Below are 14,023 nucleotides of genomic sequence, written 5' to 3' on the forward strand. Positions count from 1 at the left end.
GCCCCTGCCGGTGCAGTACGCCGACTACGCCGTGTGGCAGCGCGCGTGGCTGACCGGGCCGGTGCTGGATGAACAAGCCCGCTGGTGGAAGGAGCTGCTCCAGGGCACGCCGCCGCTGGAGCTGCCCACCGACCGTCCCCGCCCCGCCGCGCAGTCCTACGCGGGCGCCGCGCACGCCTTCCACCTGCCTCGCGAGCTGTCCGAGCCGCTCCTCGCGCTGGGCCGCCGTGAAGGCGCCACGTCCTTCATGGTCCTGATGGCGTTGTTCCAGGTGCTGCTCTCCCGCACCTCCGGGCAGGACGATTTCGCGGTGGGCACGCCCATCGCAGGACGCTCGCGCCCCGAGGTGGAAGGCCTGCTGGGATGTTTCGTCAACACGCTCGCCTTCCGCGCGAGGCTCGACGGGGCACCGGGGTTCCGCGAGCTCATCACGCACGTGAAGAAGCAGGCACTGGGCGGCTACGCACGCCAGGACATGCCCTTCGAGCAGCTGGTGGACGTGCTCCAGGTGCCTCGCGACCTGAGCCGCACGCCGGTGTTCCAGACCGTCCTCAACGTCATCAACGTCCCGGAGGCCCAGACGACCGGAGGTGCGGGGCTCCAGATTGGCGGCGTGGACGTGCCGGTGACGACGTCCAAGTTCGAGCTGTCCCTGGAGGTCTGGGAACAGCGCGACGGCCTGCGCTGCCGCCTGGAGTACTCCACCGCCCTCTTCGACGCCGCGACCCTGGAGCGCATGGCGGAGCACCTGACCGTGCTGGCGAAGGCCGTCGTCGCCACACCGGACGCACCGGTCTCCACCTTGTCGCTGCTCACGCCGGCCGCGCGCGAACAGGTGCTGCGCGGCTGGAACGACACGCGCGTGGACTTCCCCGCTGGCGCCACGGTGCACCACCTCTTCGAGTCCCAGGTCGAACGCACGCCGGAGGCCATCGCGCTCCAGTTCGAGGACCGGCGCCTCACGTACGCGCAGCTCGAAGCCCGGGCCAACCAGCTCGCGCACCACCTGCGTGCGCACGGCGTCGGTCCGGAGACCCTGGTGGGCGTCTGCATGGAGCGCTCGCTGGAGATGGTCGTCGCGCTGCTGGGCGTCCTGAAGGCCGGTGCCGCCTACGTCCCGCTGGATCCGGCCACGCCCGCGGAACGGCTCGCCGGGATGTTGGAGGACACCGCCGCGCCCGTGCTTCTTGTGCAAGAGCGCTTCCGCGCCGCGCTGCCTCTGAATACCGCGCGCGATGCGCAGGAAGTCGCCAGCACCGTGCTGCCTTCGCACGACAAGCACGTCATCGCGCGGGATGCGCAAGGGAACGTCCGCGCCGCGCTGCCTTCTCGGACTTCGCACGTCATTGCGCTCGACACACAGTGGGAGGCCATCGCACGCGAGTCCATGGACCGCCCCGTGCCGCTGGCGGGAGATGACGCCCTCGCCTACGTCATCTTCACCTCTGGCAGTACGGGCCGTCCCAAGGGCGCGATGAACGCGCACGCGGGCGTCGTCAACCGCCTGCGCTGGATGCAGGGGCGCTACGGCCTGACGCCGTCAGACACGGTGCTACAGAAGACGCCGTTCAGCTTCGACGTGTCCGTCTGGGAGTTCTTCTGGCCCTTGATGACGGGCGCGCGGCTGGTGCTCGCGCGGCCCGGCGGACATCAGGAGCCGGACTACCTGGTCGCACTGATGGCCCGTGAGGGCGTGACCACTACGCACTTCGTGCCGTCCATGCTGCGAGCCTTCGTGGAGGAGCCCGGCCTGGAGTCCCTGACGCGCCTGCGCCAGCTGATGTGCAGCGGTGAAGCCCTGCCCGCGGACCTGGTGCTCCGTGCCCAGTCACGCCTGCCGCGCACCACGCTGCACAACCTCTACGGCCCCACCGAGGCCGCCGTGGACGTGACGTCCTGGGAGTGCCCGCGCGACGAAGCCCTGCGAGTCGTGCCCATCGGCCGCCCCGTGGCCAACACGCGCATGCACGTCCTGGATCGCCACGGCCAACCGGTGCCCGTGGGCATCCCGGGCGAGCTGTTCATCGGCGGCGTGCAAGTGGGCCGAGGCTACTGGCGCCGCCCTACCCTCACCGCCGAGCGCTTCATCCCCGACGCCTTCAGCGACACGCCCGGCGCGCGCGTGTACCGCACGGGCGACATCGCCCGATGGAGCACCGACGGCACGCTGGAGTACCTGGGCCGCGCGGACTTCCAGGTGAAGCTGCGAGGCTTCCGCATCGAACTGGGAGACATCGAAGTCGCGATCCAGTCCTGGCCCGGCGTGCGCGACACCGTGGCCGTCGTGCGCCACGAAGGCACAGGGGGACCGCGCCTCGTCGCCTACGTCAGCGTCGAGGGGCCGCTCGACGTGGCCGGACTGCGCACGTTCCTGCACTCGCGGCTACCCGAGTACATGGTGCCCTCCGCCATCGTCCGCATGGACGCCCTGCCGCTCACCTCCAGCGGCAAGGTGAATCGCAAGGCCCTGCCCGCGCCGGACGCGCCCATCGCCGGACGCGCGGAGCCCGTCGCACCGTGCGACGACACCGAGCGGGCCCTGGCGGAGATCTTCGCGCAGGTGCTCGGCATCGCGCGGGTCGGCGTGCGGGACAGCTTCTTCGAGCTGGGCGGACACTCGCTGCTCGCGACCCAGGTGGCCGCGCGCGTGAGGACTCGCCTGGGCCAAGAGGTGCCGCTGCGCACGCTGTTCGAAGCCCCCACCGTGGAGGCGCTCGCCCGGCGCATCTCTTCGTCCGGAGCCGTTGCGCCCGCGCCAGCGGAGCCGGAGAAGACCGAGCCCACCGGCCTCACGCCGTTGACCCGTGGCGTGCGACCCGCGGTGCTGCCGCTGTCGTTCGCGCAGCAGCGGCTGTGGTTCATCCATCAACTGGGCACCGCGGACACGGCCTACAACATGCCGTTCTCGCTCCGGCTGGAAGGCACGCTGGACCTCGGCGCGCTCCAGCGGAGCTTCGACCGACTGGTGCGCCGGCATGAAGTCCTGCGCACCACGTTCCGCGAGTACGAAGGAGCCCCGGAGCAGGTCATCCACGCTCCCGGTCCGCTGCCCCTGCGGCATGTGGACCTCACCGGCACCCCGGACCTGGAGCAGCGCCGCGCCGAAGCAACGAGGCTCGCCCTCGAGGAGGCACGCACCCCGTTCGACCTGGAGCAGGGTCCCCTCCTCCGGGCCCTGTTGCTGAAGCTGTCGCCCACGGAGCACGTGCTGGTGCTGAACCTGCACCACATCATCTCCGACGGCTGGTCCACCGGCGTCCTGGTGCGCGAGATGGGCACGCTCTACGCCGCGCTCTCCCGCAACCTCCCCTCCCCGCTGCCCGAGCTGCCGGTGCAGTACGCCGACCACGCGCTATGGCAGCGAGGCTGGTTGCATGGCGCGGTGCTGGACGCGCAGCTCGGCTATTGGCGGCGGCAGTTGGAAGGCGCGCCGTCGCACCTGGAGCTGCCCACGGACCATCCGCGTCCGGCCCGGCGGACCTTCCAGGGCGCGCTGATGCCCTTCACCTTCACGCGTGCTTCCAGCGAAGCCCTGGAGGCCCTGGCGAAGCGCGAGGGCGCCACGCCCTACATGGTGCTGCTGGCCGCGTTCCAGGTGCTGCTCGGCCGCTACGCCGGACAGGACGACGTGCTGGTGGGCTCGCCCATCGCGGGCCGCCGCCACGCAGAGTCCGAGGCCCTCATCGGCTACTTCGCCAACACCGTCGTCCTGCGCACCCGGCTGCGCGAGGACGACACCTTCGTCTCGCTGCTGACGCGCGTGAGGGACACCACCCTGGGCGCCTACGAGCACCAGGACCTCCCGTTCGAGAAGCTCGTCGAGGCGCTGCACCCCGTGCGCGACACGTCCCGCACGCCGTTCTTCCAGATCACCTTCACGCTGCAGAACGCGCCGCTACCACCGCTGGCCCTGCCCGGCCTGTCGTTCCAGCCAATGAACGCCGACCCGGGAGCCATCCGCTTCGACCTGGAGCTGTTGCTGCATCGCGCTCCCGAGGGCTTCACGGGAGGTCTCAACTTCAACACCGCCCTGTTCACACCCTGCACGGTGGCCGGAATGGCCAGGCACCTGAGCGTGCTGCTCGAAGCCGCGGTGGCTTCACCACGGACGCCGCTCACGCGCCTGTCGCTGCTGACGCCCGAGGAGCGGCACCAGGTACTCGTCTCCTGGAACGACACCGCGACGGAGTATCCGCGTGACGCCTCCGTGCCCGAGCTGTTCGCGGATCAGGCCGCGCGCACACCGAACGCCGTCGCCGTGAGGATGCCCGCGAGTCCGGGGGCCTTCCCGTCGGTGGACACGACGCGGATCGCGGCGCGTGAGCTCACGTACGGAGAGTTGGATCGCCGCTCGAACCAGCTCGCGCACCACCTGCGTCGGCTGGGCGTACGGCCCGGCGACCGAGTAGGGCTGTGCGTGGAGCGTTCGCCGGAGCTCGTCACCGGCATGCTCGGCATCCTCAAGGCGGGCGCGGCCTATGTGCCCGTGGAGGCGAAGGCCCCGGCGGACCGCACGGCCTGGGTGCTCCAGGAGGCGGGCATCAGCGTGCTCGTCACGCAGGAGGCGTTGGCGGATGAACTGCCGGTGGTGACCGGGCTCCTCGTGCTGCTGGACGAGGAAGCAGACCTGATCGCGAAGCAGCCTGCCGCGCCGCTGGATGTGCGGGTGTCCGCGGAGGCGCTGGCCTACGTGATGTTCACGTCGGGCAGCACCGGCCGTCCCAAGGGTGTCTGCGTGCCCCACCGTGGCATCGTGCGCCTCGTCCGGGGCAATGGCTTCATCGCCTTCGGTCCAGAGCAGGTGTTCCTCCAGGCCGCGCCGGTCGCGTTCGACGCCTCCACGCTGGAGCTCTGGGGAGCGTTGCTGCACGGCGCGAAGCTGGTGCTCGCACCGCCGCATGCGCTCTCACTGTCAGAGCTGGGCACGCTGCTCGCAGTGGAGGGCGTCACCACGCTGTGGCTCACCGCCGCCCTCTTCGAGCAGATGGTCCTTCACGAAGGAGTCTCACTCGCGGGCGTGCGGCAGGTGCTGGCGGGCGGGGACGTGCTGCCCGTGCCTCGCGTGAGGGAACACCTGTCGCGGATGGCGCCGGACGCCGTGCTGGTCAACGGGTACGGCCCCACGGAGAACACCACCTTCTCCACCACGCACACGCTGCGCGCGGGGGACACCGTGGAGCGCTCGGTGCCCATCGGGCGCCCGCTGACGAACTCCACCGCGTGGGTGTTGGACGCGCACCTCCAACCCCTGCCGCCGGGGCTCCCCGGCGAGCTTTACGTCGGCGGTGACGGCCTGGCCTGGGGCTACCTCCAGCGGCCGGACCTCACCGCCGAGCGTTTCATCCCCCATCCCCACTCCGCCACACCGGGCGCCCGCCTGTACCGCACGGGCGACCGGGCCCGCTGGCGCGACGACGGCACGCTGGAGTTCCTGGGGCGCACCGACTTCCAGCTCAAGCTGCGCGGCTTCCGCATCGAGCCCGGAGAGGTGGAGGCCGTGCTGCGCCAGGCTCCGGACGTGCACGAAGCCGTGGTGCTCGCGCGCGAGGACGTGCCGGGTGAGAAGCGGCTCGTGGCCTACGTGGTCCTCGGCGGGGACAGCGCCGACACCGACCGGGTGAAGGCGCACGCGCAGCGGCAACTCCCCGACTACATGGTGCCGTCCGCCTGGGTGGCGCTGCAGTCCCTGCCGCTGTCACCGAACGGCAAGGTGGACCGCAAGGCCCTGCCCGCCCCCGAAGCGCCCCGGCCCACCGAGTCGACGAGCGAAGCCCCACGCAACGCCGTGGAGGCACAGCTCGCGGCCATCTGGGCGGAGGTGCTGCACCTGGACGCAGTGGGCATCCACGACGACTTCTTCGACCTGGGAGGCCATTCGCTCCTGGCCACGCAGGTGGTGTCGCGCATCCGCGCGGTGCTGGGCGTGGAGCTGCCCCTGGGTGAGTTGTTCAACGCGCCCACCGTGGCCGCGCTCGCCCGGCACCTGGGGGCCACGAACCGCCGCGAGCACGTGCCGCCTCTCACCCGGGCCCCGAGGCCTCCGCTGCTGCCTCTGTCATTCGCGCAGCAGCGGCTGTGGTTCATCGACCAGCTCGAACCGGGCAGCGCCCTCTACAACATGCCCGTCGCCCTGCGGCTCCTCGGCGCGCTGAACGAGGCCGCGCTGAAGGGCAGCCTGGACGCGTTGATGGCGCGACACGAATCCCTGCGCACCACCTTCCGCACGGAAGCGGGCCAGCCCGTGCAGCACATCCACGCGCAGGCCACCGTGCCGCTGGAGCGCGTGGACCTGACCGCGTGGGAGGACACCGAAGCCCGGCTGCGCGAAGCGGAGCGCCTGGCGACGGCGGAGTCCCAGCGGCCGTTCGACCTGGAGCGCGGCCCCGTCATCCGCGCCCTGCTGATCAGGCTCGCGCCCGAGGAGCACGTGCTGGTGCTGCACCTCCACCACATCGTCTCCGACGGCTGGTCGCTGGGCGTGATGGTGCGCGAGCTCACCGCCCTCTACGCGGCCCTGCGCGAGGGCCGTCCGCCCGCGCTCCCGGAGCTGCCCGTGCAGTACGCGGACTTCGCGCTCTGGCAGCGCGGCTGGCTCCAAGGGGAGGCACTGGAGGCGCAGCTCGCATGGTGGACCCGGCAGCTCGAAGGAGCGCCCCGGGCGCTGGAGCTGCCCACCGACAAGCCCCGTCCCGCCGTCTCCACCCAGCGCGGAGACACGCTACCGGTGCACCTGCCCCTCGCCCTTTCCGAGCGCGTGGAGACCCTGGCGAAGCAGGAGGGCGCCACGCCCTTCATGGTGCTCCTCGCGGCTTTCCAGACGCTGTTGCACCGCTACGCCGGCCAGGACGACGTGCTCGTCGGCACGCCCATCGCGAACCGGCGTCACGCGGAGACCGAAGGCCTCATCGGATTCTTCGTCAACACGCTGGCGCTACGTGGAAGCTTCGGCACCCGGACGACATTCCGGGAGCTGCTGACTCAGGTGCGAGCCACGACGCTGGGCGCCTACGAGCACCAGGACGTCCCCTTCGAGCGGCTGGTGGAGTCGCTGCAAACGACCCGCGACCTGGGGCGCATGCCGCTGTTCCAGGTGATGTTCGCGCTCCAGAACGCGCCGGTGCCGGAGCTGTCGCTGCCCGGCCTCACCGTGCGTCCCGCGGCCCTCGCGGAGCGCACGACATCCCAGTTCGACCTGAGCCTGGAGCTGGACCGCCGCGAGGATGGCTTCCGAGGCAAGCTCGAGTACGCCACGGACCTCTTCGAGCGTCCCACCATGGCGCGGCTGATTACCCACCTGCGGGTGCTGCTGGAGGCGGTGCTCACGAATCCGGATGGACCGCTGTCTGGACTGTCCCTCGTGTCGGAGGAGGAACGGCGACAGCTCCTGGGCGACCTGGCCGGAAGCGTGTCTCCCTTCGACGGCGAGGGCACGCTGCACGGCCACTTCGAGGCCCAGGTGGCGCGGACCCCGGACGCGGATGCCGTGGTGTTCGGGGATACGACGCTGTCCTTCCAGCAGCTCAACGCGCGGGCCAACCAGCTCGCCTGGCACCTGCGTTCGCTGGGGGTGGGCCCGGAGGTGACGGTGGGCCTGTGCCTGGAGCGCTCGGTGGAAGCCATCGTCGCGCTGCTCGCGGTGAACAAGGCCGGGGGCGCCTTCGTTCCGCTGGACCCGGCCGCGCCCGCCGCGCGCAGGTCGTTCGTCCTCAAGGATTGTGGCGCGTCCGTGCTGGTGACGACGCGGGCGTTGCAAGAAGCGTGGCACCCGGAGGTGCCCCACCTGGTGCGGATGGACGCAGAACCTGTCCGACTGTCGGACAGGTTTTCGGACAACCGGCCGCCGACGGCGGTGCCAGGGAACCTCGCCTACGTCATCTACACCTCCGGCTCCACCGGCGCGCCCAAGGGCGTGATGGTGCGCCACCGTTCGGTGCTCCACCTGCGCCATGCGCTCTCGCGGACCGTGTACGCGGGCCAGCCGCCGGGGCTCCGCGTCGGCGTCAACGCGCCGTTGTTCTTCGACGCGTCCGTGTACCAGCTCCTCTGGATCATGGATGGCCACTGCGTGTGCCTGGTCCCGGGGGACCTCCGGCTGGAGCCGGAGCGGATGCTCACGTGGCTGGAGCAGACGCGGGTGGACACGCTGGACATCACGCCCGCGCAGCTGAAGCTCCTGCTGGACGCGGGGATGTTGGAGCGCCCCCGCCTGCCGTCACTGCTGCTGGTGGGTGGCGAGGCCCTGGACGAAGTGCTCTGGCGGCGGCTCGCCGCGACCCGGCGCACGCGGGCCTTCAACACCTACGGCCCCACCGAGTGCACCGTGGCGACCACCGCGTGGGAGCTGAAGGAAGCATCCCCCGCGCTGCCTGTCATCGGCCGGCCGTTTGACAATCTGCGCGCGTACGTGCTCGACGAACGGCAGGAAATGGTGCCCTTCGGCCTGCCCGGAGAACTGTGCTTCGCGGGTGAAGGCGTCGCGCGCGGCTACCTGGGCCGGCCGCACCTGACCGCCGAGCGCTTCATGCCGGACCCCTTCGGCACGGAGCCTGGAGCGCGCCTGTACCGCACGGGCGACAAGGCCCGGTGGCGCGAGGACGGGACGCTCGAGTTCATGGGCCGCCTCGACTTCCAGGTGAAGCTGCGCGGCCACCGCATCGAGCCAGGCGAAATCGAGTCCACGCTGCGCGCCCATCCCAGCGTCCGGGACGCGGTGGCACTGGTGCGCGAGGACGTTCCGGGCGACGCCCGCCTCGTCGCCTACGTCACGCCGGAGGTGGACACCGCCCCGCTGCAAGAGCACCTGCGAAGCCGCCTGCCCGATTACATGGTGCCGGCCGCCCTCCTCGCCCTGCCCGTCCTGCCCCTGACGCCGAACGGCAAGGTGGACCGCAAGGCCCTGCCTGCACTGGACGCGTCATCGCGCTCCGCACGCGTCTTCGAGCCGCCAGCGACGCCCACCGAGGAGCGCCTCGCCACCCTCTGGGAGGAGCTGCTCCGTGTGTCCAACGTGGGCCGTCACGACAACTTCTTCGAGCTGGGCGGGCACTCGCTCCTGGCCACGCAGGTCGTGTCGCGCGTGCGCTCCCACTTCGGTGTGGAGCTGCGCGTCCGGGCCCTCTTTGAAACGCCGACCGTGGCGGGCCTCGCCCGGCGGTTGACGGGCGCCGAGCCCACGCCCGCGCTGCCGCCGCTGACGAGGACGCAGGGGGATGAACTCGCGCCCCTGTCCTTCGCGCAGCAGCGGCTTTGGTTCATCGACCAGTTGGAACCGGGCAGCCCGCTCTACAACATGCCCTTCGCGCTGTGGCTGTCCGGAGCGCTGGACGTCCCCGCCCTCCAGCGGGCCTTCGACGCGCTGGTGCAGCGGCACGAATCCCTGCGCACGACGTTCGAGTCACACGACGGAACGCCACGTCAGCGAATCCATCCCGCGCCCACGGCAATGCTGCGCACGGAGAATCTGGAGGCGCTGCCCACGGACGCGCGTGAAGCCGAAGTCTGGCGCCGGGTGGACGCGGATGCGCAGCGTCCGTTCGATCTGGGCACGGGGCCCCTCACGCGCTTCACCCTGCTGCGGCTGGACGCGCGGGAGCACGTGCTCCTGCTGTGCATGCACCACAGCGTCTCCGACGGCTGGTCCTTCGGAGTGCTCGTGCGCGAGCTGGTGGCGCTCTACGAAGCCTTCCGCCAGGGCAAGCCGTCGCCACTGCCGGAGCTGCCCGTGCAATACGCGGACTTCTCCCAGTGGCAGGCCTCATGGCTGGAAGGCCAGGTGCTCGCGAGCCAGCTCGACTGGTGGAAGCAGCGGCTCGAAGGGGCGCCGCATGCGCTGTTGCTGCCCACGGACCGGCCGCGTCCGGCCCGCCGCTCCGCACAAGGAGCGCGGTCGCCCGTCCAGCTGACACCGGCCTTGAGTGACGCGGTGGAAGCGCTGGCGAAGCGGGAAGGCGCCACGCCCTTCATGGTGCTCCTGGCCACGTTCCAGCTGCTGCTGTCGCGGTACTCCGGCCAGGACGACGTGCTGGTGGGCACGCCCATCGCGAACCGCCGTCACGCGGAGACCGAAGGCCTCATCGGCTTCTTCGTCAACACGCTGGTCCTCCGAGCCCGCTTCACCGCGGACATGTCGTTCCGGAAGGTCCTCGCACAAGTGCGCGCGACCACACTCGGCGCGTACGAGCACCAGGACCTCCCCTTCGAGCGGCTGGTGGACGCGATCCAGCCCGAGCGCGACCTGGGCCGCACGCCGCTCTTCCAGGCCCTCTTCGCGCTGCACAACACGCCGGAGCCGGACGTCGCCCTCCCGGGCCTGACGCTGAAGGCGGTGGAAGTCCCCTCCACCGCGGCGAAGTTCGATCTGGACCTCGCCCTCCTCCGGCAGCCCGACGGCTTCCAGGGTGCGCTCACGTACAGCACGGACCTCTTCGACGCCGCCACGGTCCAGCGGATGATGGAGCGCTGGAGCACGCTGCTGGAGACGGTCCTCGCCAGGCCCGACGCGCCCCTTGTTCGACAGACGCTGCTGACGGCCGAGGAGCTTCGCCGGATGCACGTCCCAGAGGCACCTGCGTCCCGTCCCTCCGAAACCACGGAGGTCGCCCCACGCGACGACATGGAGCGGGAGCTGGTGGCGCTCTGGGAGGAGCTGCTGGGGATCCGGCCCATCGGCGTGACGCGTCCGTTCTTCGACCTGGGCGGTCACTCCCTGCTCGCCGTGAAGCTGATGGCGCGCATCCGGGAGCGATTCCACCGCGAGCTACCCCTGGCCGCCCTCTTCCAGGCGCCCACGGTGGAGACGCTGGCCCGGCTGCTGCGCCAGGCCCCCGAAGTCTTCTCCCCGCTCGTGCCCATCCAGCGCGAGGGCTCACAGCGGCCCTTCTTCTGCGTCCACCCCGTGGGCGGCAACGTGCTCGCGTACGCGGCTTTGGCGAAGCAGCTGGGACCGGAGCAGCCCTTCTACGGGCTCCAGTCCCAGGGGCTCGATGGAAGCCGTCGGCCGCTCGACACGGTGGAGGCGATGGCGGCGCTCTACGTGAACGCCGTGCGCACCGTGCAGCCCCACGGCCCCTATCGGCTCGGCGGCTGGTCCATGGGAGGCGTGGTGGCCTTCGAGATGGCCCGTCAACTCCAGGCCCGGGGCGAGACCGTGGAGTTCGTGGCCCTCATCGATTCCAGCCCGGCGACGGACGACCGCGTGCCCCTGGACGTGGACGACGCAGGCCAGGTGGCCGCGCTGTTCGAACTCGACCAGGGCCAGCTCGCGACGCCGGAAGCGGCCACGGAGACGGGGCGCACGCTCCTGCACGTCTTCACCCGCAACCTGCGCGCCCTGAAGCACCACTGCCCCGGAACGTTCACCGGCCGCGTCCTCCTGCTCCAGGCGGGCGAAGCCCCGGCGCGCGGCGACGACGGCTGGAGCGCGCACGTCCAGGGAGAGCTGACGCGCGAGGTGCTCCCCGGCACGCACTACTCGCTGCTGCGCGCGCCCCACGTCCAGCGGCTCGCGGAGCGTTTGACGGAGGCGCTCCAGGGCGCGGCGCGGGACACGTCCCGGTAGGCCGGAGACCCGCACCCGCGCCGTGCCTCCCGCGCGGCGCCGGGGTGCGCCCGCCGCGATGTCCGTGGAGGGCCCTGAGGGGAGCATGACAGGCCGCCTCCTCGGAGGGGCCAGCGCGCGTGCCAGGACTGGCACGTTCGCGGCGCGGCCACGTCATCCGGCGGGCCGCGCTCACCCGTAACGCCCCGGAATCCCGACGGCGAGGCCCTGGCGGCCCGCGTGGCCCCGACCTTGCGATGGGGAGGCTTCGCAACCTCTCACAGGAGCCCAGCCCCATGAACTTCCAGACGCCTTCCGTCATCCCCCACCTCCCCCGCCGCGCGCGGACCCTGACCTGGAGCCTCCTGGCGCTCGCCGCCGCCGGCTGTGGCGCCAGCGACAGCGCCAGCCCCGGCGCCCTGGCGGAGCGCCCCCAGTCCCTCACCGAGCGGCCCACCCGCTGCCTGGACATCCGCACCGCTCAGCCCGGAGCGCCGGACGGCGACTACAAGCTGTATGTGGCGGGTGACCTCAGCGCGTCCTGGACCGTGTACTGCCACGACATGGCCGGCACGCCCGCCGAGTACCTCACGCTCACGCGCACGGACGCCGACTCCAACTTCTCGCGGTACACCGCCGGCGGCGCCTCCCCCGGCACCGACGTGCTCACCCACTTCACCCGGCTGCGCATCGACCCCGCGACCCTGCGCGTGGACACGGCGGACCAGACCTTCGCCTCCTCCACCGGCGCGCTGACGCACTCGCCGGACACCGTCACCGCGATGCCCTACGGCGTGGCCATGGCGTGCGGCGGCGGACAGGGCCAGGGCAACGTCGACCTCCGGGGCACCCCCTTCACGGTGGAGCCGCAGGCGTTCAGCGTGGGCGGCGCGAACGGGGCCGGCGCCGCCGTCTCCAGCGAGGACGGCCAGGTCGTCACGCTGTCCGGTGACGGCATCTGCGGCTGGGTGGGCCCGCAGGGCAGCTACAACCCCTTCAACCAGCATGGCGGCCTGCTCCAGCTCCACTACCGCGGTGAGAACTTCCCCGCGACGTGCCAGGACGTCCAGGCGGCCCGCCCCGGTGCGCCGGACGGCGAGTACGCGCTGTTCGTGAACAAGGACCCGCTGAAGCGCTGGACGGCCTGGTGCCAGGACATGGCCGGCACGCCCAGGGAGTACCTCCCCCTGGTGCACACGGAGGAGGGCGCCAACTCCTCGCAGTACACGGCGGGAGGGAACTCGCCGGGCACCGACGTGCGGACCCGGTACACGCGCGTCAGGCTGAACCCCGTCACCCTCGCCGTGGACACCGGGGACCAGACCTTCGCGACGTCCAGTGGCGCCCTCAAGCACGTCAACAGGGAGCCTGTGACGGCCATGACCTACGCGGCGGCCATGGGGTGCAGCCGCACGGGCCTGGCCAACGTGGACCTGCGAGGCACGCCGTTCTCCGTGCCCACCGGCAACATCGGCCGGGCCGGCCCCTCGAGCGAGTCCTCGTGGTGGGCCTTCCACGACAACAACCAGGTGGTGGAGATGCGCGGCTACGGAGGCTGCGGCTGGGTGGGCCCGCTGGGCAGCTACAACCCCTTCAACAAGAACGGCGCCCTGCTGCCCCTGGCGTACACCGTGCCGCAGCCGTAGCCCCTGACGCTCAGGGAGACGGCTCCAGCCCCGCGCCGGGCTTCACCAGCACGGCGCGGGAGTAGGCCATGAGGAAGCCCAGGCGCATGGCGTTGCGCTCCGTGGGGATGCCGGGCGAGGACATGATGGCCGCCAGGTCACTGCCCTTCTCCAGCCCTCGCGCCAGCCGCGCGGCGATGAGCGCCTGCTGCACGCCGAGCCGCCGGTACGCGGGCAGCACCGACGTGCCGAACAGCGAGGTGAGCCCGTCGCTCACCTCGCAGCTGCCGGCCCCCACCGCCACGCCGTCGAGCCACGCCACGTACGAGTCCGAGACGGGGTTGCGCGCCGCCTTCAATCCCATCTCCAGGAAGATCGCCGGCATCGACTCGCCCTCCGGGACGAAGCCGCTGCCGGCGACCTCCACGAACCGGTGCACCGCCGCGTCGTCGGACGGATCCACCCGCTCGACGCGCAGCCCGGCGGGAGCGCCCCGGTCCAGCCGCGACAGGTCCTCCCCCACCTGCAACGGCCGGTACAGCACCGTCTCGAACTCGCGCAGCACGAAGCCCCGGTCCGCCAGCCCCTTCAGCAGGGGCTGCGGCGCGAAGGGGCTCAGCTCCGCCTTGGGCTCCACGCCACGCGACGCGAAGAAGTCCACCAGCGCGTCCAGCTCCGCGTCCGTGACGGCGCGCTCGAAGCCGTAGCCGCACGACTTGTTGATGTAGGACCCCACGCCGCCGAACGCCATCCAGCCGTCCGCGAGCGGCGCGGACGCCGTCGAAAGCGCCACCGCGGAGGTGGCCTGCTTGCGTTCGAACCGCCGGGCGATCTCCACCAGGTTCACGTCGTTCATCCTCCC

Annotated in this window: 3 protein-coding genes (1 of these 3 only partly in view); 2 read left to right on the plus strand and 1 reads right to left on the minus strand. The window is 71.5% G+C overall.

Annotation, left to right across the window (positions count from 1 at the left end; genetic code table 11):
* Both D7X99_RS04910 and D7X99_RS04915 read left to right on the plus strand, forming a co-directional pair.
* A protein-coding gene (locus D7X99_RS04910; protein ID WP_121776707.1) for a non-ribosomal peptide synthase/polyketide synthase crosses the window boundary here: on the plus strand, positions 1-11,557 show its end. The gene continues 20,702 nt to the left of window position 1, outside the view; only the last 11,557 of its 32,259 coding nucleotides appear in the window; its start codon lies off the left edge, out of view; it ends in the stop codon at positions 11,555-11,557.
* 275 nt (positions 11,558-11,832) lie between these two features.
* Positions 11,833-13,182, plus strand: a complete 1,350-nt coding sequence (locus D7X99_RS04915) for a GON domain-containing protein (protein ID WP_121776708.1) — start codon at positions 11,833-11,835, stop codon at positions 13,180-13,182.
* A gap of 10 nt (positions 13,183-13,192) precedes the next feature.
* Here D7X99_RS04915 and D7X99_RS04920 read toward each other — a convergent pair whose 3' ends face one another.
* Positions 13,193-14,017 carry a GNAT family N-acetyltransferase gene (locus D7X99_RS04920; RefSeq protein WP_121776709.1) on the minus strand — a complete coding sequence of 275 codons (825 nt, stop codon included), beginning with the start codon at positions 14,015-14,017 and terminating at the stop codon, positions 13,193-13,195.
* Positions 14,018-14,023 lie beyond the last annotated feature (6 nt).

It is taken from the genome of Corallococcus sp. AB032C (assembly GCF_003668935.1).
In the GTDB taxonomy this organism is placed as follows: Bacteria; Myxococcota; Myxococcia; order Myxococcales; family Myxococcaceae; genus Corallococcus; species Corallococcus exiguus.

What these genes read in the sequence shown, in the direction of transcription:
- D7X99_RS04915 (WP_121776708.1), top strand. Translation starts at nt 11,833, where the DNA reads ATGAACTTCCAGACGCCTTCCGTCATCCCCCACCTCCCCCGCCGCGCG.
- D7X99_RS04920 (WP_121776709.1), bottom strand. Translation starts at nt 14,017, where the DNA reads ATGAACGACGTGAACCTGGTGGAGATCGCCCGGCGGTTCGAACGCAAG.